We start from the raw sequence: 26564 nt of genomic DNA on the forward strand, positions 1-26564 counted from the left end.
CTGGATCATCGCTAACACCTAAGTGCGTCGCTACCAGCGCGATATGTAGAGGTTGATCCATCGAATGAACCAAACCGCCCACATATCTCTTCAGATATCTATCATTTCAAAGAGCGTCGAGACAAAAGAAACCAAGATGCGCCGTAACTTTCAGCGCGCCCCGCCTCAATGCCTCAGAATTTCCCCGCTACGTAAACCTCCGAAACCTCAGCCCCGTCCGTCCCGTCTAGCGCACCGTGTCTGCTTGTCTGCGTCTCCGGTAAGGGGCGTTCTAAGGTTTGTTCCAAATACCCGCAACCCCTTTTTTGGGTTAATCGTCATTTTTTTCAAATTCCCGTATTTCGCCGTAAAATCATAGGGTTGATTATCGAATGATGCGTTAACCACCCCGGTTTGCGCAGGATTATTGCTCTTACCATAGGTCAGCTTTGGGGTGCCATGTTAGCGCCCTAAACTTATCCACAGGCCGGGCGGCAAAATGTGGATTGTTTGCCGCCATTCGGGCCGAATCCGGCAGCTTAGAGACCCCTGTTCGCGGCGCGATCTTGGAAATGAATCGGTATCGCAATCAAACCGCCCGTGCTTTGCGCCGTTTTGGCAGGCGCAAGGCCAGCAGCCCCAGAATCACGGCCATATAAACCAGCGGCTCGATCTGGAATCCTTTGACCAGCCAGATGTAGTGAACGCCCCCCAGGATCACAGCCAGATAAGTCAGCCTGTGCAGCTTGCGCCATTTGGGCCCCAGCTTGCGGATCGAGAAATTGTTCGAGGTCGCCGCCAATGGCAGCAGGCAGAGAAACCCCGCCATTCCGATGGTAATATAGGGACGCTTTATGATGTCCGCCCAGATCTGGCTTGGAATACCGACATCCAACACCAGCCAGACCAGCAAGTGCAGCGATACATAGGCAAAGGCCAGCAGACCAAAGGCGCGGCGGAACTTGATCAGGTTCACCCCGACATAGCGGCGCAACGGGGTAACCGCCAAACCGATGATCAGCAGCTGAAGCGCGATCTCGCCCAACTCATGCTCAAGCTCTTTGATTGGCTCGACACCCAGGCCGCCGGTTTGCGCCAGATACAGCAACCACGGCACCGGCAAGAGATACAGTATATAGAGAGGCCAGGTTGGCACCTTGCCGGCCAATCCGTTCACGCGATCAATGATGCTCCCCACGGTCCGGCCCTGCCTTAAATGTCTTTCGCCAGGTCCATGCCTTCATAAAGGCCAGCGACCTCGCCTTCATAGCCATTGAACATCAGGGTCGGCACGCGTTTGGAAAACAGCCCCCCCCCGATCAACCGCTCGGAGGCTTGCGACCAGCGCGGGTGATCCACCTCAGGGTTCACATTACTATAGAACCCGTATTCGCGTGCGTTCGCCTTGTTCCAGCTGGTGGCAGGCTGCTTGTCGGTCAAAGTGATCTTGACCACGGACTTGATCGATTTGAAGCCGTATTTCCATGGCACCACCAAACGCAGCGGCGCACCGTTCTGGTTTGGGATGTCCTTGCCGTATATCCCCGTCGCCATGATGGTCAGGGGATGCATTGCCTCGTCCAGCCGCAACCCTTCGACATAGGGCCAATCCAGCACGGGATACGCGACGCCGGGCATTTCGTCCGGGCGCAGGGCAGTTTCAAACGCCACATATTTCGCGCCCGACTGTACACCAGCCATGTTCAGCAGATCGGCCAGCTCGAACCCGTTCCACGGCACCACCATCGACCACGCTTCGACACAGCGGAACTTGTAGATCCGCTCCTCGATGGTCATCGCCTTCATAATATCCTCGAATGCGAATTCGCCGGGATTGTCGACCATCCCGTCAATCTGCACAGTCCACGGCGTGGTCGTCAGCTTTCCTGCATATCTGGCCGGATCATCCTTGCCGGTGCCGAATTCATAATAGTTGTTGTAGCTGGTGATTTCTTCGTAGCTGTTCGGCTCAAGCCCCTCGGGCGCGGCGGATACCGAAGACCCCATTCCGGCCAGCCCGACCCCAGCCAAAGCGCCGCCCATGATCTGCCGCCGGTTCAGGAACATATCCTCGGGGGTCACGTCTTTGTCTTTTAGCGTATTGATCCAGCGATTGGCCATTTTGGGCACTCCTTACATCTATATATAAAGTAGGTAGTGCGCCGCCCGCCCGTTACCAAACGCTTTGAGGGTACATTTCAAGGATCACACCGAAACGTCAGGGACGTGTCATGCCGTCAAAGGGGCCACAGCTTGCCCGAGTTGTTGCCGTGGGCAACCTGTGCGAAACGCCAATACTATGGTGAGGATATTGGCATTCTGCGATGCGGCAAGCAACGGCGATGCGGACAGTCCGAGGGGATTCACGGATTATGATGCCCTATAAGAATTGCAGTTTTGCAGACAATGCACCACTTCACGGCAATGCATCCTACGGCAGCTTGCGGACCGCCCCCACCATGTTCCGACAGTAAGGACGCCGCAGCGCAGGTCGTGCGCCCAAGCCGACGCCATCAAGGGTATGGCGCTAGAAACGCGTTACCTTGATGGACCGGTCGATCAGCCGAGCGAGAGGCTGAACATGCACAAGAACACACGCGGGCAGTGCGCCACATGTTCAAGTTTCTGACGGGTCTAATTGTGGCCAAACGCCGCCGCGGGCACTGTTTCCAGCGCGCTGCCTTCTTCTGCCCACTCCATGATCAGGCAGCTCCCGCCCTTACGTTGCCAGTAAAGCGCCTCAAGTTCGTACCACCCCGCTTCCGGAACGCTCACCTCGACAGCGCCGATCGGGTCACACCCCCGTTTCTCGTCCACCTTCGCAACCTCGCGCCCGCCGATGCTGAGTTCGAGGCCATCGTTTGAATAGGTCTCGAGCGTGTAAACGCCGGGCGCATCGAAGCGAAGATAGCCCTTGATTCGCGCCGCAACCATCATTTCCTGCCCCGAAGTAAGCGCGAAGGGCTCGCTCTCGGAACTCAAATAATCGATATCCGCCAAAGGCTCGCCTGGCTTTGCCCCAATGCCAAGCGCAATATAGGCATCGCGCAGCGACTTGACGTCTTCGGGGAAAGCATAATCGACCGCCAGCCCCGTGCTCACGCTTTCTGGCTGCGGGTCTGCGGGTTTCAGTTTCAAGGGGCTTGCCACAACCGTGCCCGCACAAAGCGCCACAAGCGCCGCCACCCCTGCTATCCGATGCATTATCATCTTGGCTCGTCTCCCTGTTTTTCTCTGTTCCAGCCTACGCTCACCCGCGTCGTGCGCAAGCGCTGTGTGAACCAGCTGACGTTAAGTAGGTCTCTGGAAGTTTGCAGCACAAGCACCTGCTGGTGCCCAACGCGGCATATCACGCCAGAAACGCACACTGCTGCACAAAAACGTTTGGGACAAATGCCGGCATGGGCCTGCACCGGACCGTTATCACGTTGCCCGGTCCTGCCAAGAAGATGTTAATTCGATTATCCAAGCAAAAGGGCCAGGGTTTCCCCCGGCCCTTTTTATCAACACCTAACGGCGTTTAGTGTACCGTTGCCTCTTCCGGCTTGGGCCGGTTGCTGGCGGCGATGCGGTCGCCGATGATCAGACCTTCGACACCTGCCGACACAGGGATCAAATCGCCATCCATCACATCCCCGGCCAGGATCATCTCGGCCAGCGGATCTTGCAGCGCGCGTTGGATCACACGTTTCAAGGGCCGCGCACCGAACACCGGATCATAGCCTTCATCCGCAAGCCATTGTTTGGCCGATGCGTCCAGCTCCAGACCGATCTTGCGCCCGGCAAGCCGTTTCAACAGACGGCCGATCTGGATATCGACGATTCCAGTCATGTCGTCGCGCGCCAGACGGTCAAAGATGATGGTTTCATCCAGACGGTTCAGGAACTCGGGGCGGAAGTGTCCGCGAACGGCATCCATGACATCGCGCTTGGCCTGTGCCATGTCCCCGCCTTCCGGCAGTTGGCTAAGCGATTGCGCGCCAAGGTTGCTGGTCAGAACGATCAGCGTCTGCTTGAAGTCGACCTTGCGGCCCTGACCATCGGTCAGCACACCATCATCAAGCACCTGCAGCAGCACGTTGAACACATCCGGATGCGCCTTTTCGACCTCGTCGAACAGCACGACCTGATAGGGCCTGCGCCGCACGGCTTCGGTCAGGACACCGCCTTCGTCATACCCGACATAGCCCGGAGGGGCACCAATCAGGCGGGACACGGCGTGTTTCTCCATGAATTCACTCATGTCGATCCGCACCATCGCGTTTTCGTCATCAAACAGGAACTCGGCCACGGCTTTGGTCAGCTCGGTCTTACCCACGCCGGTTGGTCCAAGGAACAAGAAGCTGCCCAAGGGGCGCGCCTCGTCGTTCAGGCCGGCGCGCGCACGGCGTACCGCGTTGGCGACAGCCTTCACCGCCTGGTTCTGACCGATCACACGGTTGTGCAATTGCTCTTCCATGCGCAGCAGCTTGTCACGCTCGCCTTCCAGCATCCGGCCGGCAGGGATACCTGTCCAGCGCTCGACCACGCTCGCGATCTGGTCGGGGCGCACGGCCTCTTCCACCATCACGTCAGCTTCGCTGTCCTCGGCTTCGCCCAGCTCGCGCTCCAGCTGCGGGATCACGCCATAAGACAGCTCTCCGGCCTTGGCCAGATTGCCTTCACGCTTGGCGATGTCCAGCTCGGCCCGCGCACGGTCCAGCTTTTCCTTCAGCTCGCGCGCACCTTCAAGACGGTCGCGCTCCCCTTGCCACTGTGCCGTCATGGCATCGGCTTTTTCCTGAAGATCGCCCAGTTCTTTTTCAAGCTTTTCCAGACGGTCCTTGCTGGCGACGTCATCTTCTTTCTTCAGCGCCTCGGCTTCGATCTGAAGCTGCATGATCTGACGGTCCAGCGCGTCCAGTTCTTCGGGCTTGCTGTCGACTTCCATCCGCAACCGGCTGGCAGCCTCGTCCATCAGGTCAATCGCCTTGTCGGGCAAAAACCGATCCGTGATATAGCGGTGCGACAGGGTCGCCGCAGCCACAAGCGCGGAGTCGCTGATCCGCACGCCATGGTGCAGCTCGTACTTTTCCTTGATGCCGCGCAAGATGCTGACCGTGTCTTCCACCGTTGGTTCGCTTACCATCACGGGCTGGAACCGCCGCGCCAGGGCTGCGTCCTTTTCAACGTATTTGCGGTATTCGTCCAAAGTGGTCGCACCAACGCAATGCAATTCGCCCCGCGCCAAGGCAGGTTTGATCAGGTTGGCCGCGTCCATCGCGCCCTCGCCTTTGCCCGCGCCGACAAGCGTGTGCATTTCGTCAATGAACAAGATCACCTCGCCCGCGGCTTCGGTGACCTCGGTCAGGACGGCTTTCAACCGCTCCTCGAATTCGCCACGGTATTTCGCACCGGCGATCAGCGCACCCATGTCGAGCGCAAGCAGACGCTTGTTGCGCAGGCTTTCAGGCACGTCACCATCGACGATGCGCAAGGCCAAGCCTTCGGCAATCGCGGTTTTCCCTACACCCGGCTCACCGATCAGCACCGGATTGTTCTTGGTTCGACGGCTAAGCACCTGCATGGCGCGGCGAATTTCTTCGTCACGGCCAATGATAGGGTCGATTTTACCCTCCCGCGCACGTTCCGTCAGATCGAGACTGTATTTTTTCAGCGCATCATAGCCTTCTTCGGCGCTTGCCGTATCGGCAGTGCGCCCTTTCCGGACATCGTTGATCGCGGCGTTCAGGCCTTGGGCCGTCACCTTGCCGTTCTCTAGCGCCTCTTTCGCGGCGGATTTCACCATGCACAACGCCATCAGGATACGTTCTACCGGCACGAAACTGTCGCCAGCCTTCTTGGCCAGCGCTTCGGCTTCGGCCAATACCTTGGCTGTCGCATTGTCCAGATATACCTGTGCAGCGTCGCCCGTCACCTTGGGCAGCTTGCCCATCGACAACGTCAGCGCTTCGACAACCCGTGACGGCGTACCGCCTGCGGCCGCAATCAGATTGCTTGCCAGTCCCTGGTCGTCATCCAGCAGTGCCTTAAGAAGGTGCTCCGGCGTCAGGCGCTGGTGGCTTTCTCGGGTCGCAATTGTCTGCGCTGCCTGAATGAAGCCACGCGATCTCTCCGTGAACTTGCTCAAGTCCATGGTTCTCTCCTTTTTCAGTTAAGCGCCAATCGGTTCCGGCACCTGATTATCAGCGTGCCGGGGTTTTGGCCTTGATCTGAATCAAAGGTTTGAAGCCCCCCGTTTCAAGAGGCAGGTAACATAATTCTGTCCTGAAAATTCGCCCGCACCGACCGGGTTCGCGCAGATTAGTGGAAAATGACCACAATTCGAAGCACTTGAAACCATTCACCTAAACAGCCGCCGCGCAATATTCCGCGCACGTCAAGTAAAAAATATCCACACTACAATTGACTGTTTTTTAATGGAAAATTAACTTTATTAACAGGTTGCGTTGGAATTTATGGAACTTTTCCGCAACAGTTGAGTTTACTAGTCAATGGGAGACAAACCCACGGTACGAGCAGATATAACGATCAATGAGGTAAGACACATGAAGACGTGTAAAATCCAACTGAATGACGTGATTTATAACGCTGCAGAACAATGCTTTGAGGCGATCGTCACCGTCCATGACAAGGGCCGTTCCTTTAGATACGCCTGCGCCATCAATGCGCCGATTACAACATCCTTTGCTGACGCCGCCAAGGGTCTGACCAAACAAGCCGACCGCCGCCATCTGGGCCGCGGTGGCATGAGATCAGAGATCAAGCGACTGGGTCCCGACCAGCGCGCTGGACGCCCCCGTTTTGACCCCAAGGCCTGGCTGAAACATGTGATCAACCTGCCCGGCCTGCGCGCCGCCTGATTTTTTCGATTTTGCGGAACTGCCTGTTGTACCTGCCCCGGTACAGCGCCGCAAACCCCAGAGACTGCTGCCTAGTCCGTCTCTGTTACTTGCCCGGACTGCCCTCGTGCAGTCCGGGTTTTTTTTGTTTTCATGGACATGCCCCGCCAGACCTCGTAAGCCAGCATCGTTTGCCCTTCCCCCACCAACCGGAGCCCCCCATGTCTGACGACCGCCTGATTGTAGCCCTTGATGTTCCCAATGCCGTCGCCGGATTTGAACTGGCCCAAACGCTGGGGGATAGCGTTGGTTTTTATAAAATTGGCCTCGGGATGCTGACGGGGGGCGGGCTGGGGCTGGCCAATGAACTGATTCAGGATCACGGCAAACGGATCTTTCTGGATATGAAGTTATTCGATATCGGGGCCACGGTCGAAGCCGCCGTGCGGGGCCTTGCGCAGTTTGATCTGGATTTCCTGACGGTGCACGGCGACCCGCATGTGGTGCGCGCCGCGATGGAGGGTGCCTCGGGGTCGGGCATGAAAATCCTTGCTGTGACAATCCTGACCTCGCTGGATCGGACCGATCTGGACGCAAGCCTGATCCAGGCGGGCGACATTCCAGATCTGGTCGCCACCCGTGCGGGCCGCGCGTTTGACGCCGGTGCCGATGGCGTGATCGCATCCCCGCAAGAGGCCGCCCTAATCCGCGCCCTGCCCGAAGCCACTGGCAAGCTGATCGTTACCCCCGGCGTGCGCCCTCAAGGTGCGGCGTTGGGTGATCAAAAGCGCGTGGCAACCCCGGCACAAGCGATCGCGGACGGCGCAGACCATATCGTGGTGGGTCGCCCCATCTGGCAGGCCAGAGACCCCGCCGCCGCGGCCCGTGCCGTCTTGGCCGAACTTCCCTGATCTGACACGCGCCACCAAACCTGTGTTAATTCGGTAACAGAACAAAGCTTTTAAACCTTAGCGGGAATAATCGTTTTGAAATTCCACAATCGTATGGCACCCTTACTATGGTGATACTCCCCGACGAACTGGTTCTTCCTGAAGTTCGTCACCTCCCCCCGCACAGTTGCGGGGGGCCTTTCTAACCCTCCACATAGCTACAATGACCGCGGGGAACCCCCGTTCAGATAAAGCCGCAGACGATCCTGAAACATCGGGACTGCTTTGGCGTGTGTGATAAACCTCTGGTCGGTCATCAACGCCCATTTTTGCCCCTCATCCCCGAAAACAATTTCGTCGGCAAAAGACGCAGGCAGGTGGCCGACAAAGAACCAATGCACCACGCCACCCGTTTCAAAGCTACGCCCCCAGTCGAACACCATATCGGTCAAATCCAACGCCAGTTCTTCGAAACACTCCCGCTGAACGCAGGCTTGCGGGGTTTCAACGCCTTCGCGGCCGCCGCCGGGCAAATCCCAAAAACCGGGGAAGGGCAGCCCGTCGATGTCGTCGCGCAAGATCACAACCAGTTGGTCGCCCAGATAAAGCGCGATCTTTGCCCCCTCGAAATCCATGTTCAAACCCTTCGCCCTAAGATAGTCTTGCTACGATCCAGCTTTGAACCCACATACCCCATATGCCAGCCCTTTGTCGTGACTGCCTGTCCCAAATTGCGCCTGCACGCCGCTGTCCGGCCTGCGGTAGCCCGCGTGTGTTTGCGCATCCCGAATTGTTTGACCTTTCCATCGCGCACATGGATTGCGACGCGTTTTATGCCTCGGTCGAGAAACGCGACAACCCGGCCCTGAACGGCAAACCCGTGATCATCGGGGGCGGGCGGCGCGGGGTTGTATCGACCGCCTGCTATATTGCGCGGATCAAGGGCGTGAAATCCGCCATGCCGATGTTTCAGGCGCTCAAGCTTTGCCCCGAGGCGATCATCATCAAACCCCGCATGGATGCCTATGTCGAAGCATCGCGTGCGATTCGCACCATGATGGAGGAATTGACACCCTCGATCGAACCCTTGTCGCTGGACGAGGCATTTTTGGACATGACCGGTACGACCAAACTGCACGGCGCACCGCCAGCGGTGATGCTGGCGCGGTTGGTGCGACGGATGAAGACGGAACTGGGGCTGACAGGCTCCATCGGTTTGTCCCACAACAAGTTTCTGGCCAAGGTCGCGTCGGATCTGGATAAGCCCAACGGCTTTTCCGTGATCGGTATGGCCGAAACCCAAAGCTTTCTTGCCGATAAACCCGTCAGTATGATCTGGGGCGTCGGTGCAGCGTCTCTTGCCACGTTGAACAGGGCGGGAATCAAGACGTTTTCCGATCTGCTGCGGTGGGAACGGACTGATCTGGTGGCACGTTTCGGCAGCATGGGGGACCGGTTGTGGCATCTCGCACGCGGTCAGGACAAGCGCCGCGTCTCGTCGCACGAGCAGATGAAATCCATCAGCAACGAGACGACATTCAACGACGACACCTCGGATCCCGAGCTGCTTGACGGTCACCTGTGGCGCATGGCCCAAAAGGTCGCCGACCGCGCCAAGGCCAAGGATCTGGCGGGGCGCGTCGTGGTGCTCAAGCTCAAGCGTGCCGATTTTTCGCTGATCACCCGGCGCGTGTCACTGTATGATCCGACGCAACTGGCCGATCGCATCTATCGCACGGCGCGCGGTTTGTTCGATCAGTTGAACGATCCCGGCCCTTACCGCCTGTTGGGCTGCGGCATCTCAGACCTTGGGCCCGCCGCGGGGGCCGACCAGTCCGGCGATCTGCTGGACCCCGACGCCAAGCGCCGCGGTCAGGCCGAACGCGCCACCGATGCGATTCGCGAGAAATTCGGCGACAAGGCCATCGTCAAAGGCCGTGCCCTACGCTGAACTTTGGGCTGGCTATTCGGCCGCCAAGGGCACCCGCCCCTCACCGATTCCCGCGATCTGCGCCACGACGACGTGAAGAGCCTTTTGAACGGCCTCGAAGTTGTCGTTTGGACAAACAAGTGATTCGTTCATGTACAAAGACCGGTCCAATTCAACCTGCACCGCATGCTGGCCCCGCGACGGACGTCCGTAGGCCTGCGTGATATAAGCCCCCGCAAAGGGCGTGTTGCGCGTGACGTTAAACCCCGCGTCGACAAAAGCCGCCTCGACCCGGTCCACAACATCACCGCTTGCCGTAGACCCGAAACGATCCCCCAGCACGACATCGGGCCGCTTCATGCCGCGACGGGCCACGCCATCCATCGCTTCGTGGGGCATTGAATGACAATCAATCAGCACCGCCTGACCGTGGCGGCGACGCGCGTTGTCCAACAGTTTTTGCTGCATGGCGTGATAGGGATGCCAATATCCATCAAGGCGGCGCTGCACCTCTTCCTGACTAATCTTGCCGTGATAAATCGACCGTCCGTTGGCCACGACCCGGGGAATCACCCCCAAACCCGATGAAACACGCGGATTATGGCCCTGTTTGCGCAGCCCTTCGATCAGCGCGGGATCAAGTTCTTCGCAGGATCGGTTCAAATCGACAAAGGCCCGCGGCGCGCGCGCCATCAGGAACGGCGCACCGAATTGGGGGGCCGCGTTGAACAGCCGATCGACAAAAGCATCCTCGGAAGACCGGATCGTATGGCTGTCCAAAACGCTGGCCTGCAAGAACGAAAGGCTATAATCCCGCCCCGAATGGGGCGATGCAAACACCACGCAGGACAGGGCACCGTCGGGGTGTAAAACGTCATAGGCAGAGTGTGGCATTCGCGCACCTTTCAAATAACATCATAGCGCATGTTTTTACAAAGCCAAAACCCCTTGATCATGTCTGCGACTCTATTTATAGACCCCGCTACCGGCGCGGAAATCTCGCGCCCCGTTTTTGTTAGGGGCGTTGGTTTTCGGGCTACATAGGGGGTGATTAGCTCAGCGGTAGAGCACTTCGTTGACATCGAAGGGGTCACTGGTTCGATCCCAGTATCGCCCACCACCTAATTCATTGGTCCAGCATCCGCTGGACTGCCCGCAACCCGGCGCTGGCCCGCGCCACGACACAGGAGAACGACCATGAAGGTTCGCAATTCGCTCCGCTCGCTCAAAAACCGGCATCGTGACTGCCGCGTTGTGCGTCGCAAAGGCCGCGTTTACGTCATCAACAAGACGCAGCGCCGGTTCAAAGCCCGTCAGGGTTAAGAACTGTTGCATTCAGTTAGAAAAGCCGCTCCTTCGGGGGCGGTTTTTTTTGTTTCAGTGCAGCACTAGGCACCATCCGGACAGGGCCATTTTGCGGCCCGAACGACGCCAACCTCTGAAAAGGCCCGCTAGTCCGAAAGATAGTCGCTCCAAAGCGTCCGATCGAAACCTTTGACAAAGGGTGTCAGCAGGTCGGGGTTCTTCCGCCATTTTTCGATAGAATCAGTATGTACCGGTCGCCGCAATTGCGTGGCGCTGTGGGTCAGGACCTGCGTCGCGTTCAGATCGGGACGCGCCATTGCGCCGTGCCACTCAAGGTCACAGAACGCTGCCATGCTGCGGCCTGTGGCTTCGACATCTTCGACCAGATCCTTGTAGTGGACGTCAAGGATCTGCCCCGGCAGTATGGTTTTCCAATGCGCCATTGATTGCGCATACAGATTGAACCTGAACGCCATTCGGTCCCAGTCATATGTATACGACAGTGCCGTTCCCGAAAAATGGGATTTCCACATCGACAGGGCAATATCCCTTGGATCACGGCGGACATTGATGATCCGCGCATTCGGGTAAGCCGATTTCAGAAACCCGACAAGCCGGTAATTTTCGGGCATTTTATCAACATAGGCGACTGTTCCCTCGGGGAGATCCGGCATCAGCCTTTGATCCTCTCGGATCATTTTGATGGCGTCGTTGCGCGTGAATGGCAGGTTTTGTTCAATGATATCCCGCAGCAGAAAGCCTGCGGTGCCGCGCTCTCCCAATGGGGCGACATGCGGGTGGGCCCCCAAGACGGCTTCGACAAGTGTCGTGCCCGATCGCGGCAGTCCGATCACGAAAACCGGATACGGAGCGGTAGAAGTTTCGCCGTCGCTTTCGAGAATGGCAGGAAATCTGCCAAGTATCGCGCGTGTCACATCAGCGTCGGCAACCGGGTCGTATGGCAACAAATTCGCCATTTCCTTGTTCGCCAAACCCAGCATCTTGTCAGCATCCAGCGGCTTTTCCTGCGCCGATAAGGCTGCGGACAGCGCATAGAACAACGAAGCGCGGTCTTCGGAATTCCTCGCCACTTTCTTAAGAGCCATTTGGATTTTCGGCTCTAGGGCGGCAACCTCGGCCTTGGACAAGAGGAGCGTCAGTTGCTCTAGCGCCCCTGCATGATCGGGCTGCATGTCCAGAATGGCGTTGTAGTGGAAAATACCGTCCTCGGACCGTCCCATCTCCACGAACTGGGTGGCAAGCCGGTACCGGGCCGCGACGTTGTTCGGGGCAAGCTTCACGGCCTTCTGCACCACTTCCAGCGCCTCTTCAAATCTCGTCTGGCGCGCAAGCGGGAGGCTGAGGTTGGTCAGGGCTACGACGTCCTCCGGATTGATCTTCAAGGCAGCATACAGATCATCAATCGCGTCCTTAATATGCCCAAGGCTCAGGTTGATCGTGCTTCGAAGATGATGGACCGTGACCGATGTTGCAGTAAGGGCAAGCGCCCTGTCCACAGAGGCGAGCCCGTCCTTTTCCTTCCCCAAAGCAAGTTCGGCTTGCGCCTTGAGGTACCAGACCTTCCAGTCCGCAGGCGTCCTGATCGCAAGCTTGGCCAACTGCGCCAGGGCAACGCCCGGACGGCCGATCAAGATCAACGTCTGAGCGAAATTCTTTTGCGCATCGGGGAAGTCCGGCGTGAGCTTCAAGGCCTTTTGAAAATACTTGATCGCATCGCCGGGCCTGCCTGTCGCGCTTGTCGCGATGCCCGTGATATTGGCGGCCACCGCCGAACCCGGCGATTTTCTGGACGCCGAAAGCGCTGCCTTCAAGCTCCGTTTGTAGTTGCCTTGCTGGAGGTATTTCTGCGCATCCAGCATGTCATTTTCATACGTCATCCGGGCAAACTACTCGCGATTTTGGGTAATCAGATTGCATATATATCCAGAACGCGGCCGCGCAAGCGCATGATCACTCAATTGCCCTGCCCAATCGCAAATTCCCAAGTGTGAACGACAGCCGTCCCGGCTGCGCATCCCACCTCCGCCCTTGCGCTCCGCACTCCACACCCTAGGTTCCTCGTCAGACATGAAATATCTGCATCGAAAGGGATATTATGACCGATCTGCCCGACTACACGCCCCCCGCCGTCTGGGAATGGGAACCCGGCAACGGCGGTAAATTCGCCAATATTAACCGGCCGATCGCGGGTCCGACCTCGGAAAAAGAGCTGCCGGTGGGCAAGCATCCGATTCAGCTTTATTCTTTGGCGACGCCAAACGGCGTCAAGGTCACCGTGCTGCTCGAGGAACTTCTGGCAGCCGGTCACGAAGGCGCGGAATATGATGCGTGGCTGATCAACATTGGTGAAGGTGACCAGTTCGGGTCGGGTTTCGTTGACGTGAACCCCAATTCCAAGATCCCTGCGATGATGGACCATTCCGCCGACAAACCGCAGCGGCTTTTCGAATCCGGGTCGATGATGCTGTATCTGGCCGAGAAATTCGGCGCGTTCATCCCGAAGGACCCCGCGCAAAAGGCCGAATGCATGTCCTGGCTGTTCTGGCAAATGGGCAGCGCGCCCTATCTGGGCGGTGGCTTCGGGCACTTCTACGCCTATGCGCCGGTCAAGATCAAATATTGCATCGACCGCTTCGCGATGGAAACCAAGCGCCAGCTTGATGTGCTTGACCGTCACCTTGCTGACAACGAATACATGGCGGGCGAGTATTCAATCGCCGATATGGCAATCTGGGCCTGGTATGGTCAACTTGTGCTGGGGCGTCTGTACGACGCGGCAGAGTTCCTTGATGTGGCGTCCTATAAGAATGTCATGAGATGGGCACAAACGATTGATTCCCGCCCCGCCGTGTTGCGCGGCCGCATGGTCAACCGCCCCTTCGGAGAGCCTGAGATGCAGCTGCACGAGCGTCACGACGCCAGCGATTTCGACACCAAGACCCAGGACAAGATCGGGACGGACAGCTAAATCTACTGCGTTTTGCCGCGCCTGGAGTTAGCGGCAAAACGCTTATCCCACTATTTTAGTCAAGAACTCCTTGCCTTAAGGGGCCATATCTGTTTCTTACTAAATTAGTAAGTAATACAAATCACATGGACATTTATTATGACCCTGAAAAAATCCGCTCTCGCTGCCGTGCTTATGGCCTCAGCTGCCCTGCCCGCTTTCGCCGAAGGCCAGCTGAACATATATTCGTCGCGCCACTACGACACGGATGAAAAGCTGTATTCCGACTTTACCGATCAAACCGGAATCACCATCAACCGGATCGAAGGCAAAGCCGACGAATTGCTGGCCCGCATGAAGGCGGAAGGCGCGAATTCGCCCGCAGATATTCTGGTTACCGTCGACACAAGCCGCCTGAGCCGGGCCCAGAACATGGCCTGCTGCATCCGTGGACAGCGACATCTTGAGGAACGCATCCCCGCCAACTGCAAGACAGCGAAAACGAATGGTTCGGGTTCTCCCAGCGGTCGCGGATCATTTCTACGCCAAGGACACCGTCGACACGCCGCCGATGACCTATCTTGATCTGGCCGCCCCTGCCTACAAAGGCAAGGTGTGCATCCGGTCGTCCTCGAACGAATACAACCAGACCCTGCTGGCCGCGATGGTCACGCATTACGGTGAAGAAAAAGCCACCGCTTGGGCGCAAGGCGTTGTCGACAACATGGCCCGCGCGCCGCAAGGTGGTGATACCGACCAGCTGCGCGGTCTGGTGTCCGGCGAATGTGAAATCGCCGTGTCGAACACCTATTACTTTGCCCGCGCCCTGCGCACGGACGTGGACGGCGTCAGTGCCGAAATCGACAAGATCGGCTGGATCTTCCCGGATCAGGAAGACACCGGCGCGCATATGAACCTGTCCGGTGCAGGCGTCGCGGCCAATGCGCCCAACCGCGACCACGCTGTGAAATTCCTTGAATATCTGTCGTCGGACAGCGCACAGGTCTATTTCTCGACCGGGAACGACGAATTTCCCGCCGTCAAAGGCGTCGAACTGGCTGAATCAGTCGCGAAGCTGGGTGAATTCAAGGCAGACGAAGTGAACCTGTCGGAAGTGGCCGAAAACATCCCGACTGCACAGAAAATCTTTGACGCGGTTGGCTGGGAATAAATCCCACCTGCCCTGACAGATATGTGAAAACAAGACCGTATCGGAAACGCTTCGATACGGTCTATTCTTTTCTGGACACCCCCAGCAGCCCTACCGAACAGGAGCGTCCAGATGACCCAAGGCCCCCGCAAGACCGCCCGCGATTTCGACCCACGCCTGCTCGAGATTTTCGACGGCTATGTGCACGGCGCGATTTCGAAACGTGACTTCATGCGCCAAGCCAGCAAATTCGCCGCCGTCGGTGTAACAGGTGCGATGCTGCTGGAACAGCTTCAGCCAAACTATGCCCTGGCCCAGCAAGTCGCCCCCGATGATCCCGACATCGAAACCGCCACCATCGAATATGACAGCCCGGACGGCCATGGCACCATCAAGGGCCTGATGGCCAAGCCGGCAGGTGCCACCGGCCCCTTGCCCGCCGTTCTGGTGATCCACGAGAACCGTGGCCTGAACCCCTATATCGAAGACGTGGTGCGCCGCTGTGCCAAAGCGGGATACCTTGCCCTTGGTCCCGACGGACTGACGCCGCTTGGCGGCTATCCCGGCACCGACGAAGAGGGCCGAGAAATGCAGCGTTCCCTGGACGGGGTCAAGCTGATGGCGGATTTCTTTGCCGCCTTTGAATTTCTGCGCGACCATGACGACACCACCGGCAAGGTCGGCGCTGTCGGCTTTTGCTATGGCGGTGGCGTGTGCAATGCGCTGGCGGTGGCCTACCCGGATCTGGCGGCCTCGGTCCCGTTCTACGGTCGCCAGCCGGATGCCGCAGATGTGGCTGCGATCCAGGCCCCGCTGATGATCCACTATGCAGGGCTGGACGAACGGATCAACGCAGGCTGGGACGCCTATTCAGAAGCGCTGCGGGCCAATCAAAAAGAGTTCAGCGTGCATTTTTATCCGGATGTGAACCACGGTTTTCACAACGATACCACACCCCGGTATGACGCCGAAGCTGCCGCATTGGCATGGGACCGCACCCTGGCGCATTTCGAAGAACATCTGCGCGGGTGACCCGCGCGGGCGGTGGCCTAGCGCTGCCGTCCCACCTGCCGACAGATCAGAATGACAGGCAGCAACCCCAGTGCAACGATCACCAGACTGGGTACGGCAGCCCCGTCCAGTCTTTCATCGCTGGCCAGACGGTATGCCTGCACCGCAAGGGTATCATAGTTGAAAGGCCGCATGATCAAGGTCGCGGGAAGTTCCTTCATCACATCGACAAAAACGATCAGCAGCGCCGTCAAAAGGCTGGGCGACAAGATCGGCAAATGCACCCGGCGCAGGGTGCCAACCGGCGTTTCGCCCAAGGACCGGGCTGCCGAATCCATATTGGCGTGCACCATCGCCTGACCGCCCTCGTAGGCCCCAAGCGCCGCCGCGAGGAAACGTACCATATAGGCTGCGACCAGCAGCCAGATCGACCCCGTTACCAGCAACCCGGTCGAGATGTCGAAGGTACTGCGCATCCATGCGTCCAGCGCATTGTCAAAGGCTGCGAACGGCACCAGCAGCCCCACCGCGATCACTCCGCCCGGCACCGCATAGCCAAGCCGCGCCACATAGGCGGCAGCATTCGACAGCGTTCCCGGCCGCAGCCGCTGAAAGAAACCGACACAAACCGCCGCCGTCACCGTCAACGCCGCAGCGATCCCCGCAAGCATGGCTGAATTGCGGATAAAGCCAAGATAGCGCGGGCTGAGCAGATCCTGTTCGGACCCGATGCCCATGGAAAACAGGATCACGACGGGCAGCACGGCCCCCAACAGCACCGGCAGGCCGCAGGCGACCAGCGCCGCAGCCGCGCGCCAGCCGGTCAATTGCAGCGGCGGCATGGCGACAGCACGGCGCGAGGGGTCATGGTATTTCGCCTTGCCGCGCTGGACCCGTTCAAGCATGGCCAGCAACAGCGCAAAGCTGAGCAGGCACAGCGCCAGCTGCGCCGCACCCGCACGGTCGAACAGGGAAAACCAGCTGGTGTAGATGCCTGTCGCAAAGGTCTGGACCCCGAAATATGCGACAGTACCAAAATCGGCGATCGTCTCCATCACGGCAAGCAGCACGCCCCCTGCGATGGCCGGACGTGCAAGCGGCAAGCTGACCTTGTAGAACGCCACCCACGCGCTGCTGCCCAAGGCACGCGCGGCCAGGAATGTCGTCGCCGACTGCTGCAGGAACGCGGCACGGGCCAGAAGATAAACATACGGATACAGCACGAGGATCAGCATCAGGGCGGCCCCGCCCAGCGACCTGATCTCAGGGAACCAATAGTCACGCGGGCCCCATCCCGTCATATCGCGCAAGGTCGCCTGCACAATGCCCGGATGATCAAGGACATGGGTATAGGCGTAGGCCAGCACGTAGGCGGGAAAGGCCAGCGGCAGGACCAGCGCGATTTCGAGGATTTTTGCCCCCGGAAAGCGGGTCATCGTCACCAGCCACGCCGCCCCGACCCCCAGGGCAAACGTGCCCACTGCCACAAAAACCACCAGCAGCAGCGTTGTGCCGGCATAGCCCAGCAAAACGGTTTCTATCAGATGGCGCACCGTGTCTGTGCCGCCCACAAGGGCCGCCAGCAGCACCGCCAGCATCGGCAAGGCGCAAGCCCCTGCAATGGCGACGGCAGCCGCAGCCAGCAGGCGCAGCCCGTCACGGGGCCCCTTGACGTCAATTCGGGATGGATTTGTCTGGCGCGAGGTCATTTGTTTGGTTTCGACTATTTTAGTCGGAAATACCAGCGGGGTGCGCAAAATTATCGCTGCATCTGCTGCGACGTCGTGCCGCCTTCGGCGAGGATATTTAAGAGCCAGAGAAGGTCAGGGACGTTAGTCGTAGCTGCGTTGATCTTCGATCACGAGGCCGTCCTTGGGCAAGGTTCCGGGATCGGCAAGAACGATTCTCGCCTTGAGTTTGAGAACGTCGACCACGGTTTGCGCATAGGCATCGGCGTCGCCGCCGGTGGTTTCGATATGCACGGTCATCACGTCCTGTTCACCAGCGCGGCTCGCCACGACGCGGGCCTTGGTGATTTCGGTATGATGGGCGACAAGGGCCGCGACCTGTTCGGGGCGCACGAACATCCCCTTGATCTTGGTGGTTTGGTCGGCGCGCCCCATCCAGCCCTTGATGCGCATGTTGGTGCGTCCGCAGGGCGAGGTGCCGGGCAGGACCGCGCTTAGGTCCCCTGTGGCAAAGCGGATCAGCGGGTAGTCAGGGTTCAGCGTGGTCACGATCACTTCGCCGACTTCACCGGCGGGGACCGGATTGCCCGTGCCTGGCGTGACGATTTCGACGATGACGCCCTCATCGACGATCATCCCCTCCATCGCGGGGCTTTCATAGGCGATGTTGCCCAGATCGGCGGTTGCATAGCTTTGCAGGCAGGTGATGCCGCGCGCGGTGTAATAGTCGCGCAGGGACGGGAACAGGGCACCGCCGCCGACGGCCGCCTTGGTGATGCCAAGGGTCACGCCCATGTCGTCGGCTTTTTCGAGGATGACTTTGAGGTAGTCTGGTGTGCCTGCATAGGCTGTGGTGCCGACATCGCGCGCGGCGATGACCTGCAATTCGGTTTGACCGGTGCCTGCGGGCAGCACGGCCGCCCCGACGGCCTGTGCGCCGGATTCAAAGATCATGCCTGCAGGGGTCAGGTGGTAGCCAAAGCAGTTCTGGACGATATCCCCAGTCCCGATGCCAACCGCATGCAGGAACCGGCCCATGCGCCACCAGTCGGGCGCATTTGACGAAGGTTCATAGATTGGGCCGGGGGATTGGAAGATGTGGGTAAAGGCCTGTGCAGGCTTGGTCGTGAAGCCGCCAAAGGGGGCTGATACCGCCTGCGCCTTGCCCAGTTCGGACTTGCGCAACACCGGCAGTCCGGCAAGTGCGTCGGCGCTGGTGATGGTCGCAGGGTCGACCCCGTCCAACGATCCCGAATATCCCGGCAACGCCTTTGCGCGCGCTATCTGGGCAGGCAAGGCCTGCGCCAGATCAGCGGCGCGGGCGTCGGCGCTGCGGGTTTCTTGGTCATGGAAATGGGACATCTGTGCCATGTTGCTTACTCGCAATTCACGTAAAATTCAGGATCGGTGGCAAGGGTCGGTTCAGCTGAGCCAGCGTTTCCGGCGGCGGTAACTGCGCACGTCGCGGAAGGATTTGCGGCCCTCGTCGGACATGCCAAGATAGAATTCCTTGACGTCCTGGTTTTCGCGCAGATCGGCGGCGGGACCATCCATCACGACACGACCGGATTCCAGAATGTATCCGTAATGTGCAAACCTCAGCGCCACGTTGGTGTTCTGTTCGGCCAACAGGAAAGTCACGCCTTCCTGTTCGTTTACCGATTTCACGATCTCGAAAATCTGTTCGACCAGTTGCGGGGCCAGCCCCATGGACGGTTCGTCCAGGAGGATTGTTTCAGGGCGTGACATCAGCGCGCGGCCAATCGCGCACATCTGTTGTTCCCCGCCCGAAGTATAGCCGGCCTGTGATTTGCGGCGTTCGCGCAGGCGTGGAAAATAATCATACACCATCTCAAGATCGCGCGCGATTGCAGCTTTGCCGTCACTGCGGGTATAGGCTCCGGTCAGCAGGTTTTCTTCGATGGTCAGGTGTTCAAAACAATGCCGGCCCTCCATGACCTGCACGACGCCACGTTTGACCATCTCGGCGGGATCGGATTTGTGCACCGGCTCGTTACGGTACTTGATCGACCCTTTGGTAACCTCGCCCCGTTCAGAGTGCAGCAGGTTCGAAATCGCCTTAAGCGTCGTCGTCTTGCCCGCGCCATTGCCGCCCAGCAAGGCTGTGATACCGCCCTTGGGGACCTTCAGGCTCACGCCCTTGAGCACCAGAATGACCGAGTTATAGATCACTTCGATATTGTTGACCTCAAGAAGGGTCTCGACCTGCGCGTCGGGCGTTGGTGTGGCGTCCAGCATGGGTGTCTCTTTCATAGATGGCGGTTGTCGGGGATGCGGCGACCTGGCCGCCGCATCCCAATTCGAACGGTCCGCTTAGCAGCCTGGCGTGATACCGGATTCAGCAGCAAATGCGGCTGCGTCTTCGGTAACCAACGGGCCAAGGATGTCCTGGTCAGACTGCACATAGTCGGTGATCAGGCTCCAGCTGTCGGCAGCTGCGTCCCACTGGGACACGGCCACAAAGCCGTTACCGCCATGGTTTTCACAGGATACCTTGAATTCCGGACCAAAGTTCGGCAGGCCAAGATCGGCCATTTTGGCCTCTGTGATCTCAAGCGCTTCCATACCGTCACGCATTTGCGCAGGCGTCAAAGTGGTCGTGTTGTGCATGCCTTGCGCTGTTTTCGCAGCTTCGGCCGCCAACATCGCGGCATAAAGACCACGGTTGTACAACGCCGTACCGATCTGGTCGCCTGCACCCGCAGCTTTGCCCGCATCGACGACAAACTTCTGGATGTCGTCAAACACCGGGAAATCATCGCCCACGTTGTGGAACGTCAGTGCCTTGTAGCCGTTGGCCGCATCGCCCGCAGGACGTACGTCGTTCTCAGAACCGGACCACCAGATGCCGATGAACTGATCCATCGGGTAACGGATGTTCGCCGCTTCCTGAATGGCAACCTGGTTCATGACGCCCCAACCGTACATGATAACATTGTCCGGCTTTTCACGACGGATTTGGAGCCACTGGGACTTCTGCTCCTGACCGGGGTGGTCGATGGGCAGCAGGCTCAGTTCAAAACCGTGCTTCTTGCTCAGCTCTTCCAGCGTGCGGATCGGTTCCTTGCCGTAGGCAGAGTTGTGATAGACCAGCGCGATCTTCTTGCCCTCAAGGCTGCCACCGTTCACGTCCAGCAGGTGCTTGATCGCGACCGATGCGCCATCCCAGTAGTTCGCAGGATAGTTGAAGATGTTCTTGAACACGGAACCGTCTTTGGCAGAGGTCCGGCCATAACCCATCGAGTGGACAGGGATTCCGTCGGCAGTCGCTTTGGGAATCAGCTGGTAGGTAATGCCCGTGGAAAGCGGTTGATAAACCAAAGCGCCTTCGCCCTTGGTGCTTTCGTAGCATTCCACACCTTTTTCGGTGTTATAGCCGGTTTCGCATTCGATCATGCGGATCGCTTCGCCACCGATGCCGCCATCGCGTTCATTCAGCAGCGTGAAGTAATCTGCATAGCCATCCGCAAACGGAATGCCGTTGGCGGCGTAGGGGCCGGTGCGGTAGCTTAGTGATGGAAAGACAAGCTCTGCCATCGCGGGGCCGGCAGCCAGTGTAACGCCAAGCGCCACTGTGGTCAGTTTCAGTTTCATGTTCATCGGTGTTTCCTCCCTGGATATGTCCGATAGTGCCGGGTTTGCCCGGTCGTCTTCTTCGGCGTGGGTCTCCTCCCCCGCCATGTGCCGTCCCCTAGTGCGGGAAGGGCCACAATCTCAGTTTTTCCTTGGCCACGCGCCATAGTTGGGCAAGGCCATGCGGTTCTGCGATCAGGAACACGATAATCAGCCCCCCGACGATCACAAGCTGCAAATGCGCCACGATATCCGTGGGCCAGCCCAGCCAGTCCACGCCAACGATCTTGAGAACGACCGGCAGCAGCACCAGAAATGCGGCCCCGGCAAAGCTGCCAAAGATGGACCCCAGCCCGCCGATGATGATCATGAACAGCACAAGGAACGACTTCTGTATGCCAAAGGCTTCGCCGACTTCGACAGCGCCCAGATAGATCGAAAAGAACAGCGCGCCCGATATGCCGATAAAGAACGACGATATCGCGAATGCCGTCAGCTTGGCCCGCAAGGGGTTCACGCCGATGATCTCGGCCGCGATATCCATGTCCCGGATCGCCATCCATTTGCGTCCCACCGACCCGCGGGTCAGGTTGCGGGCGACATAGGCGCTAAAGATCACGAACATCAGACAGAACAGATAGGTCGCCCAGGCTTGGGTATTCGCACCTGTGATGTTGACCCCCAAGAACGTGCGCTCCGGCGCGCTGATCTGACCGGAAGCCGAATAGTTGTAGAACCACGGTACCCGGTTGAACAGCCACACAAGAAAGAACTGCGCCGCCAGTGTCGCCACCGCCAGATAGAACCCCTTGATCCGCAGTGACGGCAAACCGAACAGCACGCCAACCGCCGCCGTAATCAGCCCCGCCAGCAACACATGTATCAACATGCTGACATCCGGAAAGCTGGTCATCAGCTTATAGCAGGCATAAGCCCCCACAGCCATGAAGCCACCGGTGCCAAGGCTGACCTGCCCGCAATAACCCACCAGAATGTTCAACCCGATCGCTGCAATGGCATAGATCAGGAACGGCAGGAAAAGCGAATTCACCCAATAGTCGTTGATCATAAACGGGATCACGGCAATGGCTACGAACAGCACAAAATAATAGCGGTACCGGTCGAACTTGATCGGAAACGTCTGGCTGTCTTCTGCATAGGTGGAGCTGAAATCCCCTGATTCACGATAAAGCATCAGCCGCGCCCCTCATTCCAAATGGTAAAAAATCCCGGGGTTTGGGGCAGCGCCCCGATCCGACATCGAATTAGGCTAAACACGCTCAATGATCTTCTCCCCAAACAAACCCTGCGGACGAAACACGAGGAAAATCAGCGCCAGCATATAGGCAAACCAGTTCTCCGTCGCACCACCAAGAAAGGGTGCACCAATCAGGAATTCGAACAGCTTCTCACCCACACCGATGATCAGACCGCCGACAATCGCACCGGGGATCGACGTAAACCCGCCCAGCATCAACACGGGCAATGCCTTCAACGCGATCAGCGACAGCGAAAACTGCACGCCCGATTTCGTGCCCCACATGATGCCGGCCACAAGGGCGACAAACCCCGCCAACGACCACACCAGGATCCAGATAAAGTTCAGCGACACACCGACGGACAACGCCGCCTGATGGTCATCCGCCACAGCCCGCATTGCGCGGCCTTGCTTGGTATATTGCGCAAACATGACCAACCCGATGACCAGCAGCGCCGCGATGATGCTCGCCACGATATCCAGGTTGTCGATGAAGAAGCCGTAGCCCAGGGCCTCGAACGTGGTCTCGTCGATCCATGTGTTGATGCCCTGCGGCAGGCCGACATCCATTGATTTGATGTCGGACCCCCACATCAGATCACCTACGCCCTCAAGGAAATAGGCAAGACCGATGGTCGCCATGAACAGGATGATCGGCTCTTGCCCCACCAGATGGCGGAACACCAACCTCTGCACCGCATAGGCCAGGGCGATCATCACCACCATGGTCAGCAAAATCGCCAGAAACGCCGGAACGTTCCACCCGAAGTGATGGACGTCGGTGCCGAAGACAGCGTTGATCAAGTGGCTGAAGGGTACCTGCCCGTCCATGATCCCCGCCAGGGTCAGCGCGGCAAACAGCGCCATGACCCCTTGCGCATAGTTGAAAATTCCGGACGCCTTGTAGATCAGAACAAACCCCAACGCGACCAGTGCATAAAGCACCCCCGCCATCAGACCGTTCGCGGTTACCTCAAGGGCAAAGGCCAGTTGCTCAGGCATATCAGACCCTCCAGTTCGCAAAGTTTAGGTCAAAATCAGTCATCATGTGCGACCCCCAAATAGGCGTCGATCACGGCTTGGTTGTTGCGCACCTCATGAGGTGTGCCGTCGCCGATCTTCTTGCCGTAATCCATCACCACCACCCGGTCGCTCAGATCCATCACGACACCCATGTCATGTTCGATCAGCGCGATCGTGGTGCCGAATTCGTCATTCACATCCAGAATAAAGCGGCTCATGTCCTCTTTTTCCTCGACGTTCATCCCGGCCATCGGTTCGTCCAGCAGCAAGATAGACGGCTCCGCCGCCAGCGCCCGCGCCAGTTCAACGCGCTTTTTCAAACCGTAAGAAAGGCGCGACACCGGGGTTTTGCGGATTGCCTGAATTTCAAGGAAATCGATAATCTTCTCGGCGACTTCGCGGTTCGCGGTCTCTTCCCGCTCGGCCTTGCCTTTCCAGAGCGACTGCCAGAACAGGCCGGTTTCCATATGGGTCAACCGTCCGGTCATGACGTTGTCCAGAACCGACATGCCCTCAAACAAGGCGATGTTCTGGAACGTCCGCGCGATGCCCTGTTCGGCGACCTGAAACGGCTTCATCGGCGCGCGGCGCGCTCCTTTGTACCAGACTTCACCCTCTTGCGGCACGTAAAACCCGCTGATCACGTTCAGCATCGACGACTTGCCCGCCCCGTTCGGCCCGATGATCGCGCGAATTTCACCCTCGCGAATATCAAACGAGATATCCTTGATTGCTTCCACGCCACCAAACCGCAGGGTGATGTTTTTCATCTCCATCACGACAGGGCCGATCTGGCGACCATCCGCGGTGATGTATCCGTCCGCCTGATCCTTCATGCGACACCCTCATTCCAAATGGTCTTAAAATCCACTGCGCGCGCGCTGCGCCCGAACACTCCGCTCATGATGCTCATGCCGCAGCCTTCTTGCGATTGTCTGCAAAGACCTTCGCGTCACGCACTTCCAGCGTGGCCGAAATCGACCCTTTGCGCCCGTCCTCATAGGTCACTTCCGTGACCGTGCTGACCGACGATGACCCGTCATACAAAGCGTTGATGATGTCTTCGAACTTTTCACCGATCACCTTGCGGCGCACCTTGCGGGTGCGTGTCAGCTCGCCGTCATCAGCGTCCAGTTCCTTGTGCAGCACGACAAAGCGGTGCACCTGACAGCCCGACAGCATCTCGTCTTCGGCGATTGAGGCGTTGACCTCCTCCACATGGCTTTGGATCTGGTCCATCACCTGAGGATGCCGCGCAAGTTCCTGATAGGACGCATAACCGATGTTGTTCCGCTCGGCCCAGTTGCCGACCGCCGTCAGGTCGATGTTGATGAACGCCGTACATTCCGTGCGCCCATTGCCAAAGACAACCGCCTCCAGAATGTTCGGGAAAAACTTCAGCTTGTTTTCAACGTATTTCGGCGCGAACAGGCTGCCGTCGGCCATCTTGCCCACATCCTTGGCGCGGTCGATGATGCGCAGGTGGCCTGTGCTTTCCTCGATAAAGCCCGCGTCGCCGGTTGCGACCCAGCCTTCGGCATCCTTGGTATCCGCCGTGCTTTCCGGGTTCTTGTAGTATTCCACAAAAACACCGGGGCTGCGGTAGAAGACCTCGCCGTTGTCCGCGATCTTCAGCTCTACGCCGGGGCATGTCACGCCAACGGTGTCGCTGCGCACTTCGCCATCGGGCTGTGCGGTGATGAAAACGGTTGCTTCGGTCTGACCGTAAAGCTGTTTGAGGTTGATCCCGAGCGAGCGGTAGAAGTCGAAAATCTCGGGGCCGATCGCTTCGCCTGCGGTGTAACCCACGCGCACGCGGCTCAGACCCAGGGTGTTTTTCAGCGGACCGTAAATCATCAGCTCGCCCAGACCGTATTTCAGCCGGTCCATGAACCCGACGGGCTTGCCGTCCAGAATATCGGGGCCGACACGGCGCGCGATCCCCATGAAGGTGTCGAACAACCACTTCTTGAAACGGCTGGCGTCTTCCATCCGGATCATGACGCTGGTCAGCTGTGTTTCAAACACGCGGGGCGGCGCGAAGTAATAGGTCGGACCGATTTCGCGCAGATCGACATGCATCGTGTCGGCGGATTCGGGACAGTTCGTGCAGAACCCCGTCCACAGCGCCTGACCGACAGAGAAGATGAAATCGCCGACCCAAGCCATCGGCAGGTAAGCAAGGATATCATCGGTTTGACGCAGGTGGTCGAATTCAGACGACGACTTGGCCGTCTCGATGATGTTGCGGTTGCTCAGCACGACGCCCTTTGGCTTGCCCGTGGTGCCGGAGGTATAGAGCATCACACCGGTGCTATCGTAATTCAGCTTGGCCTGACGCGCTTCAAGCTCCTTGATATGCTTGTCGCGGGTCTTGCGGCCGAGGTCCTGAACCGCGCTGTACTGGTCCAAAGCCGCGTGGTCGTATTTACGCAGACCGCGCGGATCAAGGTAGATCATCCGTTCGAACTGGGACAGCTGGTCTTGAACCTCAAGCACCTTGTCGACCTGTTCCTGATCCCCGACGATGGCAAATCGCGCGCCACAATGTTCCAGCACATAGGCCATTTCTTCGGCATTGGCGTCTTGGTATAGCGGCACCGGCACTGCGCCGACCATCTCGGCGGCCATCATCGCCCAGTACAGATAGGGGCGGTTGCGGCCGATGATGGCGATAAAGTCGCCTTCGTTCGCGCCAAGTTCAAGTAGGCCAAGGGCCAGTGCTTCGACTTCGTCGCGGGTCTGGGACCACGTCCAGCTTTGCCAGATACCATATTCTTTTTCGCGATACGCCGGCGCGTTCGCGAATTGCTTTGCATTACGATGCAACAGCGCCGGAACGGACTGCGGTCCGTCGGCGCTTACAAGCTTGTAAGCCAAATGTCTTCCTCCCAATGCCTGCTCTTTAATGGCAGGTCGATCGCTG

The 26564-nt window shown here is 58.5% G+C and carries 21 protein-coding genes, 1 tRNA gene and 1 pseudogene; 8 read left to right on the forward strand and 15 right to left on the reverse strand.

Annotated elements, in window-relative coordinates; genetic code table 11:
- Window positions 1–568 precede the first annotated feature (568 nt).
- The 4 genes from msrQ to clpB form a co-directional block, all read right to left on the reverse strand.
- On the reverse strand, window positions 569–1168 hold the full coding sequence (msrQ, locus tag RGAI101_RS10400) for a protein-methionine-sulfoxide reductase heme-binding subunit MsrQ (protein ID WP_037229403.1): 600 nt from the start codon (window positions 1166–1168) through the stop codon (window positions 569–571).
- 23 nt (window positions 1169–1191) lie between these two features.
- Entirely contained in the window at window positions 1192–2100 is a 909-nt protein-coding gene (msrP, locus tag RGAI101_RS10405; protein ID WP_008226636.1) for a protein-methionine-sulfoxide reductase catalytic subunit MsrP, read from the reverse strand.
- 513 nt (window positions 2101–2613) lie between these two features.
- On the reverse strand, window positions 2614–3117 hold the full coding sequence (locus RGAI101_RS10410) for a PA14 domain-containing protein (protein ID WP_198133692.1): 504 nt from the start codon (window positions 3115–3117) through the stop codon (window positions 2614–2616).
- A 382-nt stretch (window positions 3118–3499) separates the two neighbouring features.
- Window positions 3500–6115, reverse strand: coding sequence for an ATP-dependent chaperone ClpB (gene clpB, locus RGAI101_RS10415; protein ID WP_008226519.1), 2616 nt, complete (start codon window positions 6113–6115; stop codon window positions 3500–3502).
- Between the two features lie 412 nt (window positions 6116–6527).
- Here clpB and RGAI101_RS10420 point away from each other — a divergent pair, with 412 nt between their 5' ends.
- Both RGAI101_RS10420 and pyrF read left to right on the forward strand, forming a co-directional pair.
- Window positions 6528–6842: a hypothetical protein gene (locus tag RGAI101_RS10420; RefSeq protein WP_008226621.1), complete on the forward strand. Its 315-nt coding sequence runs from the start codon at window positions 6528–6530 to the stop codon at window positions 6840–6842.
- Between the two features lie 200 nt (window positions 6843–7042).
- Window positions 7043–7732, forward strand: a complete 690-nt coding sequence (gene pyrF, locus RGAI101_RS10425) for an orotidine-5'-phosphate decarboxylase (protein WP_008225813.1) — start codon at window positions 7043–7045, stop codon at window positions 7730–7732.
- A 197-nt stretch (window positions 7733–7929) separates the two neighbouring features.
- On the opposite strand, the gene RGAI101_RS10430 is transcribed toward pyrF, so the two are convergent.
- Window positions 7930–8346 (reverse strand): NUDIX hydrolase, encoded by a 417-nt coding sequence (locus tag RGAI101_RS10430; protein ID WP_008229201.1) that lies wholly within the window; start codon window positions 8344–8346, stop codon window positions 7930–7932.
- A gap of 62 nt (window positions 8347–8408) precedes the next feature.
- Between RGAI101_RS10430 and RGAI101_RS10435 the strand changes: the two genes are divergently transcribed.
- Window positions 8409–9662, forward strand: coding sequence for a DNA polymerase IV (locus RGAI101_RS10435; RefSeq protein WP_037227956.1), 1254 nt, complete (start codon window positions 8409–8411; stop codon window positions 9660–9662).
- A 12-nt stretch (window positions 9663–9674) separates the two neighbouring features.
- On the opposite strand, the gene RGAI101_RS10440 is transcribed toward RGAI101_RS10435, so the two are convergent.
- Complete coding sequence (locus RGAI101_RS10440; protein ID WP_008226860.1) at window positions 9675–10535, reverse strand: N-formylglutamate amidohydrolase; 861 nt, start codon at window positions 10533–10535, stop codon at window positions 9675–9677.
- Window positions 10536–10686: 151 nt separating this feature from the next.
- On the opposite strand from RGAI101_RS10440, the gene RGAI101_RS10445 reads away from it, so the two are divergent.
- Together RGAI101_RS10445 and ykgO are read left to right on the forward strand one after the other, a co-directional pair.
- Window positions 10687–10761 (forward strand) — tRNA-Val (locus tag RGAI101_RS10445).
- Between the two features lie 77 nt (window positions 10762–10838).
- On the forward strand, window positions 10839–10964 hold the full coding sequence (gene ykgO / locus RGAI101_RS10450; RefSeq protein ID WP_005850168.1) for a type B 50S ribosomal protein L36: 126 nt from the start codon (window positions 10839–10841) through the stop codon (window positions 10962–10964).
- Window positions 10965–11092: 128 nt separating this feature from the next.
- Here ykgO and RGAI101_RS10455 read toward each other — a convergent pair whose 3' ends face one another.
- A complete protein-coding gene (locus RGAI101_RS10455; RefSeq protein WP_008225375.1) occupies window positions 11093–12844 on the reverse strand; it encodes a tetratricopeptide repeat-containing sulfotransferase family protein in 1752 nt (583 codons plus the stop codon).
- Between the two features lie 218 nt (window positions 12845–13062).
- Here RGAI101_RS10455 and yghU point away from each other — a divergent pair, with 218 nt between their 5' ends.
- The 3 genes and pseudogenes from yghU to yghX all read left to right on the forward strand — a co-directional run bounded on the left by yghU (window position 13063) and on the right by yghX (window position 16096).
- Window positions 13063–13935, forward strand: a complete 873-nt coding sequence (gene yghU / locus RGAI101_RS10460; RefSeq protein ID WP_008225078.1) for a glutathione-dependent disulfide-bond oxidoreductase — start codon at window positions 13063–13065, stop codon at window positions 13933–13935.
- Window positions 13936–14073: 138 nt separating this feature from the next.
- A pseudogene (locus RGAI101_RS10465) lies at window positions 14074–15085 on the forward strand (extracellular solute-binding protein).
- Window positions 15086–15196: 111 nt separating this feature from the next.
- Window positions 15197–16096 carry a YghX family hydrolase gene (gene yghX / locus RGAI101_RS10470; RefSeq protein WP_008229323.1) on the forward strand — a complete coding sequence of 300 codons (900 nt, stop codon included), beginning with the start codon at window positions 15197–15199 and terminating at the stop codon, window positions 16094–16096.
- Between the two features lie 17 nt (window positions 16097–16113).
- Here yghX and RGAI101_RS10475 read toward each other — a convergent pair whose 3' ends face one another.
- The 8 genes from RGAI101_RS10475 to RGAI101_RS10510 all read right to left on the reverse strand — a co-directional run bounded on the left by RGAI101_RS10475 (window position 16114) and on the right by RGAI101_RS10510 (window position 26518).
- Complete coding sequence (locus RGAI101_RS10475; RefSeq protein ID WP_008227420.1) at window positions 16114–17784, reverse strand: ABC transporter permease; 1671 nt, start codon at window positions 17782–17784, stop codon at window positions 16114–16116.
- 123 nt (window positions 17785–17907) lie between these two features.
- Window positions 17908–19134, reverse strand: a complete 1227-nt coding sequence (locus RGAI101_RS10480) for a phenylacetate--CoA ligase family protein (protein ID WP_008225760.1) — start codon at window positions 19132–19134, stop codon at window positions 17908–17910.
- A 51-nt stretch (window positions 19135–19185) separates the two neighbouring features.
- On the reverse strand, window positions 19186–20022 hold the full coding sequence (locus tag RGAI101_RS10485; RefSeq protein ID WP_037227961.1) for an ABC transporter ATP-binding protein: 837 nt from the start codon (window positions 20020–20022) through the stop codon (window positions 19186–19188).
- Between the two features lie 75 nt (window positions 20023–20097).
- Entirely contained in the window at window positions 20098–21378 is a 1281-nt protein-coding gene (locus RGAI101_RS10490) for an ABC transporter substrate-binding protein (RefSeq protein ID WP_037229405.1), read from the reverse strand.
- 97 nt (window positions 21379–21475) lie between these two features.
- Window positions 21476–22552: a branched-chain amino acid ABC transporter permease gene (locus RGAI101_RS10495; RefSeq protein ID WP_008228443.1), complete on the reverse strand. Its 1077-nt coding sequence runs from the start codon at window positions 22550–22552 to the stop codon at window positions 21476–21478.
- A gap of 75 nt (window positions 22553–22627) precedes the next feature.
- Window positions 22628–23617: a branched-chain amino acid ABC transporter permease gene (locus tag RGAI101_RS10500; protein ID WP_008228873.1), complete on the reverse strand. Its 990-nt coding sequence runs from the start codon at window positions 23615–23617 to the stop codon at window positions 22628–22630.
- Window positions 23618–23652: 35 nt separating this feature from the next.
- A complete protein-coding gene (locus RGAI101_RS10505) occupies window positions 23653–24474 on the reverse strand; it encodes an ABC transporter ATP-binding protein (RefSeq protein ID WP_008229118.1) in 822 nt (273 codons plus the stop codon).
- 73 nt (window positions 24475–24547) lie between these two features.
- Window positions 24548–26518, reverse strand: a complete 1971-nt coding sequence (locus RGAI101_RS10510) for an AMP-binding protein (RefSeq protein WP_008225849.1) — start codon at window positions 26516–26518, stop codon at window positions 24548–24550.
- Window positions 26519–26564: the final 46 nt, after the last annotated feature.

Origin of the sequence: Roseobacter sp. GAI101, from assembly GCF_000156335.1 — a bacterium.
GTDB lineage: Bacteria > Pseudomonadota > Alphaproteobacteria > Rhodobacterales > Rhodobacteraceae > Sulfitobacter.